The sequence below is a fragment of the Rhodococcus sp. WMMA185 genome (genome assembly GCF_001767395.1).
Lineage (GTDB): Bacteria > Actinomycetota > Actinomycetes > Mycobacteriales > Mycobacteriaceae > Rhodococcus_F.
Genome location: NZ_CP017014.1, coordinates 3455363 through 3475526 on the forward strand (window position 1 = coordinate 3455363; position 20164 = coordinate 3475526).

The window sequence follows — 20164 nt, forward strand, 5'->3', positions numbered from 1 at the left end:
CCGGTCTCACCCAATAGGCAGTTCCCGGCCGCAACGATCTTACGAGATCAGAGGTAGAAAATATTCTCATTTGGGACATATCGTTTCCAATTGGATCAAATTAATACCCTACGGTATTGCTTACGTCCTGAAAGTATGTAAGTTCGGTGATACACGACTCGCCCGACAGGTTCGTCAGTGCACACAACAGGAGCGGACAGCTACGGCGGCCCGATTCTGTGGCCGCTTTCAGTGAGGAGATCCCCGTGGCTGCGATCACCGGCCTCGACCGCCCGGAAGACTCCACACCGAAGCCCGCTTCCAACGCCCCTGACTTCCCGTCCGACTTCCTGTGGGGCTGCGCGACCGCCGCACACCAGGTCGAGGGGGGAAACATCAATAACGACTGGTGGGCGTTCGAGCACAACCCGTCCACCGCGGCCCGCGAATCCTCGGGCGACGGAATCGATCAGTTCCATCGCTACGCCGAAGATTTCGCCCTCCTGAAGGCCCTGCGCCACAACACCCATCGTCTGTCACTCGAGTGGTCCCGGATCGAACCGGCTCCAGGCGAATTCAGCCAATCCGCAATTGCGCACTACCGGCGAGTGCTCACCGAACTGGCCGACGCCGGACTTGTCGGATTCGTGACTCTGCACCACTTCACCCTCCCCGCCTGGTTCGCCGAGCGCGGGAGTTGGCTGGCGCCCGACGCCATCGACACATTCGAGCGCTACTGCCGACTCGTGACAACGGAGTTGGGCGACTTGATGCCGTATGTGTGCACGATCAACGAACCCCAAATGATCGCCCTGCACGGCTATCTCGAGGGCTACCATCCTCCCGGGGTGACGAATCCGATCTTGTGGCGGCGGGTCGGACGTGTGCTCCTCGAAGCCCACGAGGCCGCCGTTCGCGCGGTCCACGAGTGCGCACCCGGCGCCAAGGCCGGCCTCGCCGTCCAACTCCCGCTACTAGTTCCCGCGCGGTCCGACGACACGACGCGCGCATTCTGCGCGGCCATGCGCGCCGAAATCGTCGACCTCTACCTCGACGGCCTCAGCGGTGCGGACAGAGGTGATTGGCTCGGCGTGCAGTACTACCGCAAGCAGTGGGTCGACACGGCCTCCCCGACCCTGTTCGCGCCACCTCCTGCCGGAACCCAGGTCAGCCAGATGGGCTGGGCGGTGTTCCCCGAGGGGCTGCGGCTCATGCTGCACCGCGCCGCCGAAACCGGACTTCCCCTGTACGTCACCGAGAATGGCATCGCCACCGACGACGACGCAGAGCGGATCGACTACATCGAATCCCACCTCTACGCCGTCGCCCAGGCCCGCCGTGAGGGCATCGACGTCCGCGGCTATATCCACTGGTCCGCCTTCGACAATTTCGAATGGTCCGAGGGTTACGGCCCGAAATTCGGAATCATCGCCGTAGACCGGGAAAACGGCTTCGCTCGCACCCCCAAGCCCAGCGCCTATGCCTTCGCTCGCGTCGCCGCGAGTGGCCGCATCACAGACTTGCGTCACACACACTCTTACTGACTGCAGGACATCCGTTATGCCCACCAGCCCCGAGACAAAGCTCGGAAACCCGGATGCTGTAGCAACTGACGTCAAGGCGTCGAAACGCGCTCTCGTCGCCGGCGCAATCGGGAATTTCGTCGAGTGGTACGACTTCGTGCTCTACGGCGCGTCCGCCCCAATCCTCGCCCGTGTCTTCTTCTCCAACGACGACCCACACGCCGCCCTGCTGGCCACGTTCGCCACCTTCGGCATCGCCTTCGTCGCCCGACCCTTCGGTGCCGTCATCCTCGGCAACCTCGGTGACCGAATCGGACGTCGTAATGTACTCGCCGGCGTCGTTCTGACGATGTCAGTCGGAACAGCCCTGATCGCCGCGCTACCCACCTACGCCCAGATCGGCCTCATCGCCCCGCTTCTGCTGCTAGTCATCCGCATCGTGCAGGGTTTCACCGCCGGCGGCGAATTCGGCGGATCCGCCGCATTCATCGTCGAGTACGCTCCACCGGGAAAGCGGGGTCAATACGGATCCTGGCAGACCGCCACGGTCGGGCTCGGATCGGCGACCGCCACCGCAGTGGTGCTGGTGTTCACCGCGGTCCTCCCGCAGGAACAACTCGACTCGTGGGGTTGGCGGATCCCTTTCATGGTCGCTTTCCCCCTGGGTGTGGTCGGCCTAATCATGCGAATGAAGCTCGAGGACACCCCCGACTACCAGCGGGTCAAGGATCTCCAGCAGGAGTTCGAAGTCAAGCCCGCCGTCCCCGTCCTCGAAGCCATCCGACACCACGGGCGCATGGTTCTACTGGGCGCGGCAATCGTCACCGGCGGCACGGTCAGCACCTACGTCTTCCACAATTACATCCCGGCATTCCTCAATACCGACCTGAGTATCGACCTGGACGTGGCACTCGGTGGAAACCTGATCGGCCTCGTCGTCTACTCAGCGGCCACCCTGCTGTGGGGACGCCTGTCGGACACGTACGGGCGCAAGCCGTTCATCATCGGCGGCAGCGTTGCCCTGCTGGTTCTGATCTACCCGATCGTCCTGATCGACCAAATCGGGACACTGCCCGCCATCGCACTCGGCCAGTCCCTCTTCGGGATCTGCGCCGCGGCCATCATGGGCCTGGTACCCACCCTACTGGCGGAGTTCTTCCCGACAACCGTTCGTATGAGCGGACTGTCCATCGCCTACACGCTCGCCAACGCACTCTTCGGCGGCACCGCACCCTTCGTGGTGCTCTGGCTCGTCGGCCTCACGGGAAACCCGCTCGTCGTGGTCTACTACTGCGGCGCGGCGATGCTGTTCACGCTCGTCGGCGCGTTCGTCATTCGAGAGACCTTCGACAAACCACTCCGCGAGGTCTGACCGAACCCTCAGCTACGAAGATGGTCCCATCGAGTCGGATCAGCTTCGAGGGCAGCCCTGTCCCACTTCCCTCTTTCCGCCGCCGCCTCGTATGTGCTGTGCAGGAATCTCAGAAGCGCCGCATCGGGATCGTCCGCGGTGCGGACGGCCTCATACGGCAGCAGGAACTGTCCGAAATCCTTGCTGTAGAACGCCGCTTCGGGTCCGACCGGGTAGTCGGCGAAACCCTCCGGTTCGGGGTAAGCGTACGCATAGAACATGCCTTCGCCGTCTCCGCCGGGCCAGAACCCGCAGCTACTGAGCTCATGTGAGTAGCCCTCGACCATCACCCAGGCCCCGACGTTTGGAGCTCCACCGGGGTGAGCCGGCGCGGTGCGGCCGGAAAATCGCGTGCACGCCAAATCCATCCCGCCCCAGAAGAAGTGCACGGGGCTCACCTTGCCGATGAAGTGCGCGCGGAACTCGTGGATCACTCGGTCCGCTTGCACGAGCTGGCGCCAGAACAGATGCGCCGACTCACCGTCGTACGCGCTGTGCTCGGTGTCCTGCGCGAACGGGATCGCAGTCTCCACTTCGGTGGGCTCTGCCCGGATATCGGTGATCAAGCCCAGTTCGGACAGGGTGTCGGTGACCTCGACATAAAATTGCGCCACCGACTTCGGTTCGAGGGCAACCTTTCCGATTGAGCCGCTACTGGCACGGATGACCAGCTGATGGTCGTGGAAGTCGAATTCGATGTCGAAACAATCCGTGCCGTACGGGATGGTCGACGTCGCGAGACCACGCGGGCTCACGTACAGCGGCACCTGCCACCAGTGATTGATCATGGGCGCGTGGGCCATGCGGATCTTCCCGACAATCTGTGCCCACATGTGCAATGTTTCCCGCGTCGGCGTCCAATCGTCCACCTTCAACACGGGCCATGGTTCTCGGGGCCTTCTCTGCTCGCGCACAAATGCCTCCTGACGAAGACGGTGTCATCCCAATGTGCGCTGTAGTCGGGGAGTTTGGCAAGGGGGTAGGTCGTGAAACCCTACCCCCTCGAGGATGCCTGCCGATCAGCCCACGGGTGCTTCGATCGCTTGATTCAGGAACTGCAGGAAGACGTCCTTCTGCTGCGCACCGGACACTGCAACGCGACGGCCCGCGACGAAGAACGGCACCCCCGACACCCCAAGTTGCCGGGCGGCGTTGAGATCCGCACGAACCGCGTCCGCGCCCGCGTCGGATTCGAGCCACTCCCGCACGGTGTCGGCGTCGAGTCCGACTCGGGACGCGATCTTCACCAGTTCCGCCCGATCGTCGATCGCCACTCCATCGCTGAAATGCGCACGGAACAGGGCGTCCATGAGTGCGTCGCGGCTCTCGCCCGCAAGGTGGATCAGCCGGTGGGCGTCGAAGGTGTTGGCCGCGATCGCGGTGTCGAAGTCGAATTTCAGACCTTCGTCGGCGCCCAGGCCCGCTACATGACCGAACATCTGACGTACCTGCGGGGCAGAAATCCCCTTGCTTTCCATCAGAAACTGAAGTTCACTGCGCCGAGCCCCCACCGGTGAATCCGGGTCCAGCTGGTACGAGCGCCACACGACATTGACCCGGTCACGGCCGTCGAACTCCGCCAAGGCGGACAGGAAGCGATGTTTGCCGATGTAGCACCACGGGCAGGCCACATCGGACCAGATCTCTATTTCGACGGTGTTCTCGGGGTGGGCATTTTGCTCAATCGTCACAGCAGTAGTTAAACAGATCAGTATGTCGTTCTGTTCCGCGAGCAGCGGATGCGGCCCGCGGCCTGCTCGGCCCGTCGAGATTCAGGATTCGAGCGCCGCATCCAGACTGATGTCCACGCCGGTGAGGGCCTTGCTGACCGGGCAGCTCTCCTTGGCTGCCTGAGCCGCCTTGGCGAAGCCGTCGGCATCGAGCCCTTCCACCTCGCCCCGAACCGTCAACTTGATGCCCGTGAGCTTGAAGCCCGGGTTGTCAGGGCCCAATGACACGTCGGCTTTCACCTCGAGGCTCTGAGGGGTTCCGCCGGCCTCCGCAATGAGCGCAGACAGTTGCATGGCGAAGCAGGAGGAATGTGCTGCCGCGATCAACTCCTCGGGACTGGTGGTACCGGCGGCATCTTCGGCCGCTCTCTTGGGGAACGAGACGTCGAATGTCGCGGCACCCGAACTCGTGAGTTCGACTTGCCCACTTCCCTGTTCGAGTGATCCGTTCCACGCGGTGCGTGCGGTCCGTGTCGGCATGCCAGGTCCTCTCGGGGTTGTTGAGGTTACGTCTCGAACCTACTCGTACCGATCGACCATCCGCAGCGCCCGAGATCGCAGTAGGTCCCGCAGACCTTCCGGTGCCAACACTTCGGCGTCGTCACCCATCGCCCACAACACGGCGCAGGCGTGCGCGTCGTCGCCGAATACGATCTCGAGGCGCAGCCATCCACACTCGGCCGGTGACTCTGAGAGGACGTCGAACGCGCGCCCGACAAGATCGTCTCGACGTTCCGCCGGCACGAGAACGACTGCCACCACCAGCCCGTTCCGCGTCCGGAACGAAGCACGAGCCCGCTCCCAGATTGCGCCCAGGTCGATCTCGGCCGGCCGCACTGCCGGTTCGTCGAGTTCGCTTATTTCCTCGATCCGCTCCACCCTATAGATTCGCTCCTTGCCCGCATCCGTGGCCACGAGGTACCACCGCCCGGACGCGTGAATGAGGCCGAGAGGGTCGATGGTTCGCCACACGGCGTCGTTGCCCTGGGACGCGTACAGGATGCCGAGCCGCCGGCACAGGAACACCGCCTGCTGGACTCGCCCTAGATGCGGGTCGATTCGTTTCGGGCCGGTATGCCAACTGCCGTGGGTGACCAAGACTCGCTCGGCCACCGTCGTCGCAGCCTCGCGGTGCCCGTCCGGCATAGCCGCCATCACCTTTCGCATCGCGGACGCGAATGCCGTGGCCATTCCGAGCGATTCCGACGTCGCGGCCGAACCGGCCGCCAAGAGGGCCTTGGCCTCGTCTACGGTCAGGCCGGTGAGGTCAGTGGTGAATCCGGGCAACAACTCGAAGCCTCCATCGCGGCCTCGTTCGGCATAGACCGGGAAGCCCGCGGTCGACAGCGCATCGATGTCGCGCAATACCGTTCGCGGCGAAACCTCGAGCTCACGGGCCAGAGCCGAAGCCGACATTCGGCCACGGTTTCGCAGTAACAGAACGAGCGAGAGCAGACGGTCGGCGCGCACAAGAAAAGTCTGCCAGTAATACATGACAGTGGATGTCATGTATTACTGGCGATAGTGGTCTCATGACAAACACCACGACAGATCCGCGCCCGCTCTACCGCGAAGCACTCGACTGGACCACCGGGCTCATCGCAGGAGTCCGCGAGGACCAATTGTCCGCAGCAACTCCCTGCACCGACTTCGATGTCCGCACCCTCCTCGGTCACCTCGTGGCTGCCGTGGAACGTGCCCGGATCATCGGGGAAGGCGGCGACCCGTTCGCCGGCCCAACCGTTGTCACTGGCATCTCCGACGACGGTTATGCGGCCGCGTATCGGTCCGCCGCCCACCGCATGTTGCCCGCGTGGACCGACGACCGACTGGACGCCGACGTGATCGCACCGTGGGGCACCGTCTCTGGTCGGGTCGCAATCTGGGTGTACATCAACGAGGCCCTGGTGCACGGCTGGGATCTTGCGACTGCGACGGGCCAGCCCTCTGAGACCCGCCCCGAACTGGCCGAGGCTGTGCTCGCTGTCGCACGGCACGCGCTCCCCGCGGAACCGCGCGGCGGGCAGATGCCTTTCGCCGCGGTGGTCGAGTCACTGCCGACCGCCGGTCCGACCGAGCGGCTAGCCAACTGGTCGGGTCGCAAGAGCTAGGCCAGAAACCACGAGTGGGCCGCCGGTGGATTCCCACCGGCGGCCCACTCGTGCAGTCACTCGCTCAGCTGTGTCGAATCGTTTCTACTCGGATTCGACGGCTGCGGACTTGGCCAGGTCGACCGGCACCTCGTCGGGCACTGCGGCCGGCTTTTCCTCCCCGCGGAAGGTGAACCGGGCATCCTCGCCCGCGCCTTCGCCGTCCCAGTTCTCGACGTCGACGTACACGATCTGTCCCGGACCGACCTCTCCGAAGAGGATCTTTTCCGACAACTGATCCTCGATCTCGCGCTGAATGGTGCGACGCAGCGGCCGCGCACCCAGAACCGGATCGAATCCGCGCTTCGCGAGAAGTGCCTTGGCCTTTTCCGTGATCTCGATGGCCATGTCCTTGTTCTTCAGCGCCGCCTCGACACGCTCGACCATCAGGTCCACCATCTGAACGATCTGCTCGGTGGTGAGCTGGTGGAACACGACGATGTCATCGATACGGTTGAGGAACTCGGGACGGAAGTGCTTCTTCAGCTCGTCGTTGACCTTGAGCTTCATCCGCTCGTAGTTCGACTCGTCGCCCTTGCCGGACGAGAAGCCCAAGCCCACGGCCTTCGAGATGTCCGAGGTACCGAGATTCGAGGTGAAGATCAGCACGGTGTTCTTGAAGTCCACCGTCCGTCCCTGACCATCGGTGAGACGGCCGTCCTCGAGCACCTGCAGGAGAGTGTTGTAGATCTCCTGATGCGCCTTCTCGATCTCGTCGAACAGCACCACGCTGAACGGCTTGCGCCGCACCTTCTCGGTGAGCTGGCCACCTTCTTCGTACCCGACGTAGCCGGGAGGAGCACCGAAGAGCCGCGACGCGGTGAAGCGGTCGTGGAACTCACCCATGTCGATCTGAATGAGCGCGTCGTCCTCGCCGAACAGGAAGTTCGCCAGGGACTTGGCCAGCTCGGTCTTACCGACGCCGGACGGGCCTGCGAAGATGAACGACCCGGACGGACGCTTCGGGTCCTTCAGGCCTGCACGGGTACGACGGATAGCCTTGGCGACCGCCTTGACCGCGTCCTCCTGCCCGATAATCCGCTTGTGCAGTTCCTCTTCCATTCGGAGTAGACGCGTGGTCTCCTCCTCGGTCAGCTTGAATACCGGGATACCGGTCCAGTTGCCGAGGACCTCGGCGATCTGCTCGTCGTCGACCTCGGCGATGACGTCCAGGTCGCCGGACCGCCACTGCTTCTCCCGCTCCGCACGCTGCGCGACGAGGGTCTTCTCCTTGTCGCGTAGATTCGCCGCCTTCTCGAAGTCCTGAGCGTCGATCGCGGACTCCTTCTCGCGACGGGCGTCGGCGATCTTGTCGTCGTACTCGCGCAGGTCCGGCGGTGCGGTCATCCGGCGGATTCGCATCCGGGCTCCGGCCTCGTCGATGAGGTCGATGGCCTTGTCCGGCAAGAAGCGGTCGTTGATGTATCGATCGGCCAGGGTCGCCGCTGCGACGAGGGCGCCGTCCGTGATGGATACCCGGTGATGGGCCTCGTACCGATCGCGCAGACCCTTGAGGATCTCGATGGTGTGCTCCACCGTGGGCTCGCCGACCTGAACCGGCTGGAACCGGCGCTCGAGAGCGGCATCCTTCTCGATGTACTTGCGGTACTCGTCGAGAGTGGTGGCACCGATCGTCTGCAGCTCACCGCGAGCGAGTTTCGGCTTGAGGATCGAGGCCGCGTCGATAGCGCCCTCGGCCGCGCCGGCACCTACGAGGGTGTGCAACTCGTCGATGAACAAAATGATGTCACCGCGGGTGTTGATTTCCTTGAGAACCTTCTTCAGGCGCTCTTCGAAGTCACCGCGGTACCGACTGCCGGCCACGAGGGATCCGAGGTCGAGTGTGTAGAGCTGCTTGTCCTTGAGGGTCTCCGGAACCTCGCCATTGACGATGGCCTGAGCGAGACCCTCCACAACCGCTGTCTTACCTACACCGGGCTCACCGATCAGCACAGGGTTGTTCTTGGTGCGGCGCGACAACACCTGCATGACGCGCTCGATCTCCTTCGTGCGGCCGATGACAGGGTCGAGCTTGCCCTCGAGCGCCGCCTGGGTGAGATTGCGACCGAACTGGTCGAGCACAAGTGAGGTGGACGGAGTGCCCGCCTCACCACGCGTGCCGCCCGCCTCGGCAGGCTCCTTGCCCTGGTAACCGGAAAGCAGCTGAATTACCTGCTGACGCACGCGGTTGAGGTCTGCACCGAGCTTGACCAATACCTGTGCCGCCACACCTTCACCCTCACGGATGAGTCCGAGCAGGATGTGCTCGGTACCGATGTAGTTGTGTCCGAGCTGCAGCGCCTCGCGCAGGCTGAGCTCGAGGACCTTCTTGGCACGCGGTGTGAAGGGGATGTGGCCTGACGGGGCCTGCTGGCCCTGGCCGATTATCTCCTCGACCTGGCTGCGCACTCCTTCGAGGGAGATGCCCAACGACTCCAGCGACTTGGCAGCGACACCTTCGCCCTCATGGATGAGGCCGAGCAGGATGTGCTCGGTACCGATGTAGTTGTGGTTGAGCATCCTGGCTTCTTCCTGAGCCAGGACGACAACGCGCCGTGCGCGATCGGTGAACCTCTCGAACATCGCTCTCCCTCACACTTTCCGACGCACAGTCACGAGACCGGGTGTCTCGTCCCTGTTCGCCGCGTTTTCGCTCGGCACTAAAGCAGATCGCCAACGCCTACCTCGAAGACATCTACCCCGAAGCGACGAAAGTTCCACGACCCCATCTCTTACTCTAGTTGGCTGCCGATTGCCCTGCTGCCCCTCCACCCCTTTAGGTGAGGACCAAGCCTGCTTACCTGTACTCAACGCCCCAGTTCGGGTAAACGTTTCCCGTTCGCTGTACGCCAGAAGCGAACACCCTTGGCGACTTGCGATGTCGCCACCGCGTCGTAGTCCCTGCCGGTACGTGTCTTTACCTATGTTTCGCGAGCCGCCGCTCCCACACAACTGCGACAGCCGTTCGCCTGCGAACTCTGCAGGCCCACTCTCTGCGGGTCCACTGCCTGTCTCGGCAAGACCCTTTTGTCCGAACAGGGTAAGTCGATGAGGTGCGAGTTCGCTACCCGTGCACATACCACGATCGTGGTCCGAAGAACTTTTCCCGACCGCCACACCTGCGTGAGCGCTACACAGCCATCGACGCACACAGCATCACACCGGAGACTGCCAATAGGCCGGTGGCCAGAGGTCCGATCGAGATGATTGCGCTCACCGCAGCGAGTGATCTTCGAGCCCGCATGCGGTCGGCTGGAGAAGCCGGGGAGGCCAGTCGTACCGCGCGGTCGAGAACCGCGGTGTTTAATCCGCCCAGCGCCCGACTGGTTAAAGGACCCGTTACGGACATCGCTATCAGCCCACTCACTACGGCGCGGGAGCCGTGGGCCCGGGCGGCGTGGTCGTCGGCGCACATCTCCAGCAGTCGGGCGACTTCCGCACGGGCAACGGTGAACAAGGAAATCCACGGCAGACTCGAAGCCAGTCCCCGAATCACGGCAATCGCCTGTGGGTGCCGACCGGTCAGGTGAGCGCGTTCGTGGGCGAGGACCGCGTCGAGTTGGCGGTGATCGAGTACACCGATAGCAGCGGTGGTGACCACGATCGCGCTGGGCCTGCCCGCGACGCAATAGGCGTCCGGCTGAGATGCCTCGAGGACCACCGCATCGACTCCCGAGACCTGGTGACCGACCATACGTATTTTCCGCGCGTGCCCGTGAGTATGGCTGCGCATTCGGCCAAGGCGGTGGCCTAGTCTCCACATGACCGCCGAGAACACGAGAACGGCCAGCACCGCCAGCAATGTCAGTGTGACCTGCAGGGCAAGATCTACCCGTCCGCTCACGGCAGCGTGAAGACGCGCAGGACAGTTCCCGAACAGCGACCGGCCCGGGTGCCCACGTACATACACCAATCCCACGACGAACACTGCCGCTGCAGCCGCCCACGACAACACGACGGCTCCGATCGTAGCCACCCACGCCGTTACACCGAGGCCCGGTGCGACGCCGCGATGCGTCAAACGGACCAGAAGGGGCGGAGCGAGAACCGCTACAACAAAGCTGTAGAGGAGCAGGGAAGCCGCGACGATCATCCCGTATCCTCGTCGGCATCCAGGCGTCGCAGAGCAGCGCGGAGGCTGGCGGATTCCTCGTCACTCATCTGCTCGACGAAATGGGTCATCACCAGATCGGCTCGCCCACCACCGTCGAAGGCGTCGCGCATCAACCGGGCACTGTGCTCCTCACGGGTAAGCGTGGCCCAGTAACTGAACGCCTTACCCTTCTTTTCCCGGGCAAGCCATCCCTTCCGGTGAAGATTGTCCATCGTCGACATCACCGTGGTGTATGCCAACTCCCGGTCCTCGCTGAGTTCGTCGAACACCTCCCGAACCGTGGTCGCTGCCGCGCGGTCCCAGATCCGCCCCATCACGACCGCCTCGAGTTCCCCGAATCCACGTACTCGCACCGCACACCTTCCTCTGTCGACTAGTCAAGGGTAGCCAACACACGCACCCGCAATCGCGTTCGTCGCACGCGTCCGTGGTGGTCGGAGCGGGTATTGCGCCGCCGAGCGACAAGCCGATCACCCTTAGATACTATCTACGTACGGAGACCGTAGCTGGTAGCGGAGACCCGAGAAAATTGCGACGGTGACCGGAGATAGTGGCTCTTCGAGCAACCGACCCAAGGAGATGGCAATCGATCCGATGGCGAATCTTCGGGCTTGGTGGGACTGCCAGATGATGATGGCTAGCGGTCAGATGTGCGCGATATGTGCGCAAACATGTGACGCTAGCCCGCGACCGGCGCGACGAAGCGGCACGGCACCTCGCGGGGATGGTCGGGATCGAGAGCGTTCAGGACGAAGCCGGCCGCCCGGGCCGAGCCTGCGACCGAAACATGGTCGGAAAAGTCCTGCTCGCATCCATCCTGGACAACAATGTTGGTGGCGTTCGGCCCGGGTTCGATCCCGCTGGTGTAGGGGACGACGATTTCGTCGTAGCGGGTGGTGATATTCGTGTAGTCGATTCCCGGGACGTAGATCCCGTCCGAGCGCATGCGATCGATGAATGCGGAGCCGTGAAGCAACTGCATGCAAGCCTCGCATGCTGGAATGCCGGCCTGTACTTCGTCGTCGATTCCGAGTGATCGCATCGACTTTCCGATGCTGACCTGTTCGGTCCCGTACGTGCCCTGCCACAGTGGGGCCAGCGACACGATCTTCCCGACCTTGTCCGCACCGCCGAAGAACTTCACGTAGTTGTTCGCGTGCATCGTTCCCTGGGAATGTCCCACTATGTCGACCTTCGAGGCCCCCGTACTCGCGAGCACTCGGTCGACGAATGCCGAGACCTGGGCTGTGCCGACATCGATGGGCTTCATGCCGCCGATCGCATTCATCGGCCACGGCTGGTCTGGGAAGTTTCCGTAGGTGAGGGCATAAACGCAGTAGCCCTCGTTGGCGAGGAGGGGCGCGTACACCGCCCAGTTGGATTGCTGCGCGCCGCCTGTTCCGTGCAGAAGGACAACCGGCTCAGGATGCGCGTCACTCGGGAGGCAGGACCAGTCGTTGGAACCGGGTGCCGAACCACCCGGGTTATCCAACTCCAGCGGTACACCAGCAAGAAAAGAATCCGGTACAGGAAGAATCGGCTGGGCGAATGCCGCGCCCGCTCCAGCCCACAACACGAGTACCAGGGACAGAATCCCCGCTACGACCCCCCGGCGATGTACGTTTCCCCCCCGCTGCACAACGACCCCCCGATTTGTCGAATATCGACCCCGTCCCGGACGGTAACAGCATGGAGTGCGCCTCGCAGCGAATCAGCGGATTCTGCTCTCGGCTATCTTTCAGCTAGCTTTTGTTGTAGGCGTCGATAATTTCGGCAGAGATCCGCCCTCGGGCAGAGACCTTTTTTCCGTTCTTGCGTGCCCATTCACGGATTGCTGCGCTCTGCTCTCGATCAAGCGAAATCCGAGACTTCGCGCTGGCCGGAACCGCCGAAGCTCTGCCACGCTTACGTGAACTCACCTTGCGAGCATGGGAAACCCACACGTCCAATTGCCCGCGCAATTTCGCGGCATTGTCCGAAGAAAGGTCGATCTCGTACTGAACGCCGTCGAGCCCGAACTCGACCGTCTCATCGGCGGACATCTCCTGATCGACATCGTCGATCAAGGTGACAGTGACCTTCTTAGCCATGGGATGAATTTCCTCTCGAATGAATCGAACTCACATCGTCAACGTGATCTACTATCCGGAGGTAACCATACCCCTTTTCTTTGGAATTGGAATATGGAGAATGAATCGAAACTATCGACGCATTTTCGCAGGGGTGAACTCAGCGGATCGAAGGACGAACAATCGGGAAGAGGATTGTTTCCCGGATTCCCAATCCGGTCAAAGCCATGAGCAAACGGTCGATTCCCATTCCCGTACCGGTCGTTGGGGGCATTCCCTGCTCCATCGCCGCGAGGAACTCCTCGTCGAGAGCCATCGCCTCGTCGTCTCCGGCCGATGCGAGGCGCGCCTGATCTACGAAACGCGCACGCTGAATGACCGGGTCGACCAACTCCGAATAACCCGTGGCCAACTCGAATCCTCGGATGTACAGATCCCACTTCTCGGTAACGCCGGGCTTGGTGCGATGGTCACGAGTTAGAGGTGACGTCTCGACCGGGAAGTCGCGGACGAAGGTCGGCTCGAACAACTGGTCACCACATTGGTGCTCCCACAGTTCTTCGACCAGCTTTCCGTGCCCGTACCCCTTGTCCTTGGGAACCTCCAACCCCACCTTCTCGGCCAGGGCGAGCAATTCGCCGACCGTTGTATCGGGGGTTATCTCGACGCCGATCGCCTTGGACAGCGAAGGGTACATCTCGAGGGTCTTCCATTCGCCACTCAAGTCGTATTCCGTGCCGTCTGCGAGAGTTACGATCTGCGAGCCGAAAGCCGCCTGCGCCACTTCCTGAACGAGTTCACGGGTCATTCGGGCCGAATCGTCATACGTACCGTAGGCCTCATAGGTCTCGAGCATCGCGAATTCCGGCGAGTGTGTGGAATCGACGCCCTCGTTGCGAAAATTCCGGTTGATCTCGAAAACCTTCTCGATACCGCCGACGACGCACCGCTTGAGGAACAACTCGGGTGCTATACGCAGATACAAGTCCATGTCGAGTGCGTTGGAATGGGTCACAAACGGCCGAGCGGCGGCACCGCCGTGCAGGGTTTGCAACATCGGCGTCTCGACTTCGAGAAATCCGCGCCGCTCGAGCGCATTGCGGAGCTCGCGAACGACTGCCACCCGATTACGCGCGTTTTGCCGCGCCTCGTCCCGCACGATCAGGTCGACGTAACGCTGCCGCACCCGGGACTCCTCGTTCATCTCCTTGTGCGCCACCGGCAGTGGCCGAAGGGCCTTCGAGGCAATCTGCCAGGAATCGGCCATCACGCTCAGTTCGCCGCGGCGCGAACTGATCACCTCCCCGTGGACGAACACGAAATCCCCGAGATCAACGTCAGACTTCCACGACGCGAGCGCGTCCTCGCCGACCGCAGCAAGACTGATCATCGCCTGCAACTGAGTGCCATCGCCCTCCTGCAGCTGCGCGAAGCACAGCTTTCCCGTGTTGCGCACGAAGATGACACGGCCGACCACACCGACCTTGTCGCCAGTCGCCGTATCTGCCTCGAGATCCGGGTACTTGGCCCGGATCTCCGCCAGCGAGTGGGTACGCGCAACCGACACCGGGTATGCCTCTCGGCCCTCTGCAAGGATGCGCTCACGCTTTTCCCTGCGGATCCGAAGCTGCTCGGGGGTGTCGTCGACTGGCTGGGCTGCTGCGTCACTCACGGGTCACCAGCGTAATCGACGGACCACCAGTCCCCCATATCAGGCATTGCGAACCCCATCAGTTGTCCTAGACCGTCAGTGAGCCGAGAACGTCAGTGGGCTGTGACAGTCGCCATCTCCCGCACGCAGTGCTTCGCGGCGATGAGCGATCCCAGCAACCCTGCCGTCTTGATCGCCCTGTACCCGCCGACCAGGCTGGTGGCTTTGCGCAGTCCCAACTGCTGCAGTGCTGCCGCCGCGATACTCGACGCGTAGCCGTCCGAGCAGACGATGATCCACTCGACGTCATGACCTACTGCCAGCGCCAGATGGTCTGAACTCAGTGGATTGCAACGCCTTTCGAGAACATCGCGTTCGATAGCCAGCGCACCGGGCAGCGTTCCCTCCGTAACGCGCTGCGCCTGCGCACGAATGTCCACGACGATCGCGCCGCGCGCGAGCGCCCCGGGCAGATCGACGGCATGCATGTGGTCGGCCGGGCGGAAATCATCGGCTACGGATAGAGAAGAATGTGTTTCGAACACGAGAGAGACTCCAGGAGTGTGAATTCGATCGAGGCAGCATTCAGCCTCGACAACACTCCTGAGCGCTCGTGCAGAGATTCACGGCGACCATTGTTGCACAACTGTCGGGCAGAGGAAAACCTGTCACCCGTGTGAGATGCGCCGGTCACCTCTGCGGACCTGGTTGCGCTCGTAGACCAGTCGAAGCCCTTCGAGCGTGAGGTCTGGCTCGTGTTCGTCGACGGTCTCGGTTTCCGGCACGATCAGAGGCGCGCGGTCGCCGGTCGCGATGACCACCACGTCGGACCCGGAGAACGCAGACAGTTCCTGTCGAACTCGACGGACCAACCCGTCTACAAGTCCCGCGAACCCGAACACCGCTCCCGACTGCATGCATTCGACAGTGTTCTTTCCTACCACCGAACGCGGACGCACCAACTCGACCATGCGCAACGCCGCCGACTGCGATGCGAGCGCCTCCGTGGAGATCTCGAGACCGGGAGCGATGGCGCCCCCGAGGAACTCGCCTCGGGCGGACACGACGTCCACACAGGTCGACGTTCCGAAGTCGACGACGATGCAGGGTGCCTCGTAAAGGTGATGCGCAGCAAGGCTGTTCACGATCCGGTCAGCACCCACCTCTTTGGGGTTGTCGACCAGCAGCGGGACACCGGTTCGCACTCCGGGCTCAACGACAACGTGGGGCACATGAGCCCAGTACCGGTCTAGCATCACTCGGATCTCGTGCAGTACGGACGGAACGGTGGACAGCGCTGACACACCCGTTATCTGGTCGGCCTGCCCTCCGAGTAAGCCTCGAAATACCAGCGCCAGCTCGTCGGCGGTCATCCGGGCATCCGTTCGCATCCGCCAGTCCTGCACCAGCTTCGCGTGCTCACCCGACCCGGTGAACAGTCCGAGAACGATGTTGGTGTTCCGGACATCGACGGCGAGCAGCACCGTCAGACCAGACTGGATTCGCGGTCGGCGACGGACGTCGCAACCATCCGCGGCGTCACCAGACCGGAACCCTCCGGAGCGTGCGCGGGATCGGAGCCGAGCTCGACCTGCTTGTTGGAAGCATCGACGAACACGACGCGCGGCTCGTACTCGCGCACCTCCTGCTCATTCATGATGCCGTAGGCGATAAGGATGACGAGATCGCCAGGATTGACCAGATGTGCAGCCGCACCGTTGATTCCGATGACACCGCTGCCACGCTCGCCGGCGATGACATAGGTCTCGAGCCTCGCGCCGTTGTCGATATCGACGATGCACACCTGCTCGCCCTCGAGTAGGTCAGCGGCGTCCATCAGATCCTGGTCGACCGTCACAGAGCCTACGTAGTGCAGATCGGCGTGCGTGACGGTGGCGCGATGGATCTTCGACTTCATCATGGTGCGAAACATGTTCGTAGTCCTTACTCTCAGCTGGAGGCGAGTTCGTCGGACGACGAGGCGGGCTGGTCGTCACGTTCAAGGAAACCGGTGCCGATTGCGACACCGACATTGTCGATCAAGCGGGTAGTTCCGACCCGCGCTGCCACGAGAAGTCTTCCATCGCCCCGCTCGGGTGCGGGACCGAGATCCACGCCCCGCACCTCGAGATACTCGACCTCGACCTCCGGCGTCGCTGCAATTACCTCGCGGGCTGCCGCGACAATCGCTTCGGCGCCCCCGGCTGCGGCGTGAGCGCCGGCGATGAGGGCCGCGGACAGTGTGGTGGCCGCATCCCGCTGCGGATCGTCGAGGTATCGGTTTCGGGACGACAGCGCGAGTGCGTCGTGTTCGCGCACAGTCGGGACCCCGACGACCCGTACGTCGAAGTTCAGGTCGGCCACCATCTGGCGGATCAAAGTGAGCTGCTGGTAGTCCTTCTCACCGAAGTACGCAGCGTGAGGGGCCGCGATCTGCAGCAATTTCGCCACCACAGTCAGCATGCCCGCGAAGTGCGTCGGTCGCGACAAGCCATCCAGTTCGGCGCCTAGCGGTCCCGGATGGATCATCGTCCTACGCCCCGCCGGGTACATGGCCGACGCCGTCGGAACGAACGCCAACTCGACACCGGCTTCGCGCAGCAACTCGAGGTCCGCGTCAAGCGTGCGCGGATATGCGTCGAGGTCTTCACCCTTACCGAACTGAAGGGGGTTGACGAAGATCGAGACAATCACCACCGCGCCGCCGAGCTTGGCCTGACGCACCAACTCCATGTGCCCCGCATGGAGAGCCCCCATCGTCGGTACCAGCGCCACCTGACGGCCGACGCCGCGCAACGCCTTCGAGACCCGGGTCATGACCTTGGGATCGTGGTGCACGGTCAGTTCCCCGCGTGTGTATCCGCCTTGTAGCTCACTCACGGAACTCACCTCTCATCCTTCAACATGTCCAACAGTTCGGGTTTCGCACCGGCCCGCTGGGCCGACCTCAGCGAGAGTGCGCGGTAGCCAGCCGCAATGTGCGGATCTACCTCGTCGAGCACCCGCAGGTGCGTGGCCACCGCATCCACGTCGCCCCGGGCGACGGGGCCAGTGAGTGCCGCCGGTCCACGCCGCAGGGCGTTGTCGAGTGCCGCAGACAACAGCGGCTGGAGAACTCGTTCGGCGAGTCCGTTCGGATCGTCGCCGATCAACTCCTGACCGAGCAACTCCTGGCCTTCGAGAGCGGCCCGCAGCGAAGCCACCGCGTCGACGACGAGGGTGACGAGGTGGTTGCTGCCGTGCGCGAGGGCCGCGTGATAGAGCGGACGCATATCCTCGCTCACTCGAAACGGCTCGCCTCCGATCTCCAGGACCAGAGACTGCGCGATCGCATAGCCGATGTCGTCGCCGGCGGTGACGGCGAAACACGCAGAGGCAAGCCGCTCGATGTCTTCGTCATGCCCGGTGAACGTCATCGCCGGGTGAATCGCGAGCGGAACGATGCCCTGCTCGGTGAGGGGATCTAGAACACCTATGCCGTTCGCGCCCGAAGTGTGGGCGACGATTGTCCGGCTCGAAACCGCGCGCGTGGACGCCAGTCCGGCAATCAGGGAGGCGAGCTCCGCGTCGGGTACAGCGAGAACAAGCAGTTCAGAGCGAGCGGCAACGTCTGCCACAGGTAGAATCTCGGTCTCAGGAAGGCGAGTGCGTGCCCGGTGGCGGGATGCTTCGGATACAGCGGAACAGCCGACGACGAGGTGTCCCACGCGCTCCAAAGCTGTGCCGACGGCCGTACCGACTCGACCTGCGGAGACGATTCCTACCGCCAGACGCGCCGGTGCGGGGTCATGAGTGATCCCGGAAGAGGTCACCTTCGTCCTCTCGTTCGTTCCAGTCCCGCACGGCGGGTACCAGACGTTCTCGAGTGAGAATAGCCTGGCGCGAAGACGCACCGCTATCTGGACGCCAGGTGATGTATACCTCACCCATTGCCGTAGTCGCGTGTCGTGCCGGGCGGTTCCTCTGCCCAGCGCAGCTGGCTATTCGGCGCGGTGACGGCGACCGGTTCGCCTGACAGGCGGGGACTCCGACGCCATGTTGGCGATGATCTCCGCGACGGAGAGCCCACTCGAGTGAGCCCCCGATGATTCGTCATCAGGGGCGCGTCGACGACCGTGTCGCGACGCGTTTGTCGGCTCGAAACCTTGGACAGGACGCTGTTCGGGTGCCGGCTCCGGTTGAACCTCGGGTGCAGAGTAAGCCTCGGGCGCAGGGTAAGCCTCGGGCGCAGGGTAAGCCTCGGGTGCAGGGTAAGCCTCGGGTGCGGGCTCCGGTTGAACCTCGGGTGCAGAGTAAGCCTCGGGCGCAGGGTGAACCTCGGTCGCGGAGTACGGAGGGTATCCGGAGTGCACAGGCTCTACAACGGAGGTTTCCGCGGTAACCGGATCTTCGCCCACGCCGACAAAACCGGCGGAATACTGGTCGGCATCGCTGTGGCGCCTTGGGGCGGGTTCCGCCCCGGCGACGTATCCCGCGCCCGGCATGTACCCACCGAGAGGGTCTTGGTGATAGCTACCGTTCGTGCCCCCACCGAGCTCCTGCACGCGAGTCGAGTCGGCACGCAGGGCAATCCGCTCGGTTTGCAGGTTGCCCTCGAACAAGGCCTCTAGATTCTTGCGGAGATATGCGAGTTCGGTGCGTAACGCCGCGAGTTCGTCTGCGTCTGCACGCACCTCGCTCCGCACGCGCTGCTCGACCGTGAGTTCGTATTCGCGCCGAGCCGAGATCTCTCGCTCGAGCTGCAGCTCGTAGACCATCTGCAGATCGCCGACCTTCGCCTTGTCGAGCGTGGACTCACGCCGGTACTTCGTCATGGCGAGGGCACCTATGGTGGCCGCCCACAGTGCAGCTATCAATCCCACTCGCAAGAGCTGGACGCTGTCACTGAAGATCAGAAACAAAGACGCAACTACCGCGAGCGCCACCAGTCCGGCAACGATCATCTGGCTCGCGCTGCGCTGGCTGCGTCGCGCAGATCTGGGGCGACCAGGATTCGTCATAGTGCCAGCGTACTTTGACGGAACCGGTGCACGGATCATTCCGAGTAGGCCGGATCTGCTAGAGAGCAGGCTCGTCGGATGGGTCGTCCGGCGCTCTGCAGCAATGTTCCAGCCACAACGCAGCACCGACGAGCGCCAGTGCCGCCACCAGACCTACCCACGCGCCCGGAGTGTCCGAGACCGCAGCGCGCAGCACAGACCGTTGTGGAAGCAGATACAGCAGCAAGCCCGCCCACACACCAGCGGTCGCCGCGCCAACCAGCGCGGACGCCTTGGCCAGTGCCGCAGAGCGTGCCACGGTGATCGGGTGCAGCTGACGTGGTCCGTCGCCCACCTGATGGCTACCGATCCGGGAACGCACCATGAACGCAAGAACGAGTTCGGCCAGAGCAGCCGGATACAGCGAGGCCCCCGCATATATCGGAATGGGCGGAATCGATCCGTAGAACACGCGGACGAGGATCCACGTGGCCGCAGCAGCGAAGGCAGCCAGGAGCAGCAGATCCCAGATGCGCGTGGGCCTCATGGTGCCGACCG

General features: G+C 63.2%; 20 protein-coding genes. 3 read left to right on the forward strand and 17 right to left on the reverse strand.

Annotated features, from left to right (window positions below):
* Positions 1-245 precede the first annotated feature (245 nt).
* Together BFN03_RS15565 and BFN03_RS15570 are read left to right on the forward strand one after the other, a co-directional pair.
* Positions 246-1523: a glycoside hydrolase family 1 protein gene (locus BFN03_RS15565; protein ID WP_198163278.1), complete on the forward strand. Its 1278-nt coding sequence runs from the start codon at positions 246-248 to the stop codon at positions 1521-1523.
* 16 nt (positions 1524-1539) lie between these two features.
* Positions 1540-2874, forward strand: a complete 1335-nt coding sequence (locus tag BFN03_RS15570) for an MFS transporter (protein WP_070379773.1) — start codon at positions 1540-1542, stop codon at positions 2872-2874.
* Between the two features lie 8 nt (positions 2875-2882).
* Here the strand turns inward: BFN03_RS15570 and BFN03_RS15575 are convergent, their stop codons facing one another.
* From BFN03_RS15575 to BFN03_RS15590, 4 genes are all read right to left on the reverse strand, one after another.
* Complete coding sequence (locus tag BFN03_RS15575) at positions 2883-3827, reverse strand: DUF5996 family protein (RefSeq protein ID WP_070379774.1); 945 nt, start codon at positions 3825-3827, stop codon at positions 2883-2885.
* A gap of 105 nt (positions 3828-3932) precedes the next feature.
* Positions 3933-4598 (reverse strand): DsbA family oxidoreductase, encoded by a 666-nt coding sequence (locus tag BFN03_RS15580; RefSeq protein WP_442971889.1) that lies wholly within the window; start codon positions 4596-4598, stop codon positions 3933-3935.
* Positions 4599-4685: 87 nt separating this feature from the next.
* Positions 4686-5123, reverse strand: coding sequence for an OsmC family protein (locus BFN03_RS15585; RefSeq protein ID WP_070379776.1), 438 nt, complete (start codon positions 5121-5123; stop codon positions 4686-4688).
* 39 nt (positions 5124-5162) lie between these two features.
* The gene (locus BFN03_RS15590; RefSeq protein ID WP_070380973.1) at positions 5163-6113 is read right to left on the reverse strand and encodes a helix-turn-helix transcriptional regulator; all 951 of its coding nucleotides are present in this window, start codon (positions 6111-6113) and stop codon (positions 5163-5165) included.
* A gap of 62 nt (positions 6114-6175) precedes the next feature.
* Here BFN03_RS15590 and BFN03_RS15595 point away from each other — a divergent pair, with 62 nt between their 5' ends.
* Positions 6176-6754: a TIGR03086 family metal-binding protein gene (locus BFN03_RS15595; protein ID WP_070379777.1), complete on the forward strand. Its 579-nt coding sequence runs from the start codon at positions 6176-6178 to the stop codon at positions 6752-6754.
* Positions 6755-6838: 84 nt separating this feature from the next.
* Here BFN03_RS15595 and BFN03_RS15600 read toward each other — a convergent pair whose 3' ends face one another.
* The 13 genes from BFN03_RS15600 to BFN03_RS15660 form a co-directional block, all read right to left on the reverse strand.
* A complete protein-coding gene (locus BFN03_RS15600; RefSeq protein ID WP_070379778.1) occupies positions 6839-9376 on the reverse strand; it encodes an ATP-dependent Clp protease ATP-binding subunit in 2538 nt (845 codons plus the stop codon).
* Between the two features lie 547 nt (positions 9377-9923).
* Complete coding sequence (locus BFN03_RS15605; RefSeq protein WP_070379779.1) at positions 9924-10886, reverse strand: M56 family metallopeptidase; 963 nt, start codon at positions 10884-10886, stop codon at positions 9924-9926.
* A complete protein-coding gene (locus BFN03_RS15610; RefSeq protein WP_070379780.1) occupies positions 10883-11260 on the reverse strand; it encodes a BlaI/MecI/CopY family transcriptional regulator in 378 nt (125 codons plus the stop codon). The genes BFN03_RS15605 and BFN03_RS15610 overlap by 4 nt, the downstream gene beginning before the upstream one ends.
* Before the next feature lie 326 nt (positions 11261-11586).
* Complete coding sequence (locus BFN03_RS15615; protein ID WP_070379781.1) at positions 11587-12546, reverse strand: esterase/lipase family protein; 960 nt, start codon at positions 12544-12546, stop codon at positions 11587-11589.
* Between the two features lie 103 nt (positions 12547-12649).
* Entirely contained in the window at positions 12650-12997 is a 348-nt protein-coding gene (locus BFN03_RS15620; RefSeq protein ID WP_070379782.1) for a histone-like nucleoid-structuring protein Lsr2, read from the reverse strand.
* Between the two features lie 139 nt (positions 12998-13136).
* On the reverse strand, positions 13137-14648 hold the full coding sequence (gene lysS, locus BFN03_RS15625) for a lysine--tRNA ligase (RefSeq protein WP_070379783.1): 1512 nt from the start codon (positions 14646-14648) through the stop codon (positions 13137-13139).
* A gap of 92 nt (positions 14649-14740) precedes the next feature.
* On the reverse strand, positions 14741-15115 hold the full coding sequence (locus BFN03_RS15630) for a rhodanese-like domain-containing protein (protein ID WP_070380974.1): 375 nt from the start codon (positions 15113-15115) through the stop codon (positions 14741-14743).
* 180 nt (positions 15116-15295) lie between these two features.
* Entirely contained in the window at positions 15296-16111 is an 816-nt protein-coding gene (locus tag BFN03_RS15635; protein WP_070379784.1) for a type III pantothenate kinase, read from the reverse strand.
* A 2-nt stretch (positions 16112-16113) separates the two neighbouring features.
* Positions 16114-16560 (reverse strand): aspartate 1-decarboxylase, encoded by a 447-nt coding sequence (gene panD, locus BFN03_RS15640; RefSeq protein ID WP_070379785.1) that lies wholly within the window; start codon positions 16558-16560, stop codon positions 16114-16116.
* 17 nt (positions 16561-16577) lie between these two features.
* Positions 16578-17507 carry a pantoate--beta-alanine ligase gene (gene panC / locus BFN03_RS15645; RefSeq protein WP_198163279.1) on the reverse strand — a complete coding sequence of 310 codons (930 nt, stop codon included), beginning with the start codon at positions 17505-17507 and terminating at the stop codon, positions 16578-16580.
* A 5-nt stretch (positions 17508-17512) separates the two neighbouring features.
* Positions 17513-18439, reverse strand: coding sequence for a Rossmann-like and DUF2520 domain-containing protein (locus BFN03_RS15650; RefSeq protein WP_070379787.1), 927 nt, complete (start codon positions 18437-18439; stop codon positions 17513-17515).
* A 168-nt stretch (positions 18440-18607) separates the two neighbouring features.
* Positions 18608-19627 carry a DUF6779 domain-containing protein gene (locus BFN03_RS15655; protein WP_198163280.1) on the reverse strand — a complete coding sequence of 340 codons (1020 nt, stop codon included), beginning with the start codon at positions 19625-19627 and terminating at the stop codon, positions 18608-18610.
* Positions 19628-19685: 58 nt separating this feature from the next.
* Complete coding sequence (locus BFN03_RS15660) at positions 19686-20153, reverse strand: DUF3180 domain-containing protein (RefSeq protein WP_070380977.1); 468 nt, start codon at positions 20151-20153, stop codon at positions 19686-19688.
* Positions 20154-20164: the final 11 nt, after the last annotated feature.

What these genes read in the sequence shown, in the direction of transcription:
- BFN03_RS15630 (WP_070380974.1), bottom strand. Translation starts at nt 15,115, where the DNA reads ATGCATGCCGTCGATCTGCCCGGGGCGCTCGCGCGCGGCGCGATCGTC.
- BFN03_RS15585 (WP_070379776.1), bottom strand. Translation starts at nt 5,123, where the DNA reads ATGCCGACACGGACCGCACGCACCGCGTGGAACGGATCACTCGAACAG.
- BFN03_RS15595 (WP_070379777.1), top strand. Translation starts at nt 6,176, where the DNA reads ATGACAAACACCACGACAGATCCGCGCCCGCTCTACCGCGAAGCACTC.
- BFN03_RS15605 (WP_070379779.1), bottom strand. Translation starts at nt 10,886, where the DNA reads ATGATCGTCGCGGCTTCCCTGCTCCTCTACAGCTTTGTTGTAGCGGTT.
- BFN03_RS15660 (WP_070380977.1), bottom strand. Translation starts at nt 20,153, where the DNA reads ATGAGGCCCACGCGCATCTGGGATCTGCTGCTCCTGGCTGCCTTCGCT.
- panD (WP_070379785.1), bottom strand. Translation starts at nt 16,560, where the DNA reads ATGTTTCGCACCATGATGAAGTCGAAGATCCATCGCGCCACCGTCACG.
- BFN03_RS15655 (WP_198163280.1), bottom strand. Translation starts at nt 19,627, where the DNA reads ATGACGAATCCTGGTCGCCCCAGATCTGCGCGACGCAGCCAGCGCAGC.
- BFN03_RS15570 (WP_070379773.1), top strand. Translation starts at nt 1,540, where the DNA reads ATGCCCACCAGCCCCGAGACAAAGCTCGGAAACCCGGATGCTGTAGCA.
- BFN03_RS15600 (WP_070379778.1), bottom strand. Translation starts at nt 9,376, where the DNA reads ATGTTCGAGAGGTTCACCGATCGCGCACGGCGCGTTGTCGTCCTGGCT.
- BFN03_RS15620 (WP_070379782.1), bottom strand. Translation starts at nt 12,997, where the DNA reads ATGGCTAAGAAGGTCACTGTCACCTTGATCGACGATGTCGATCAGGAG.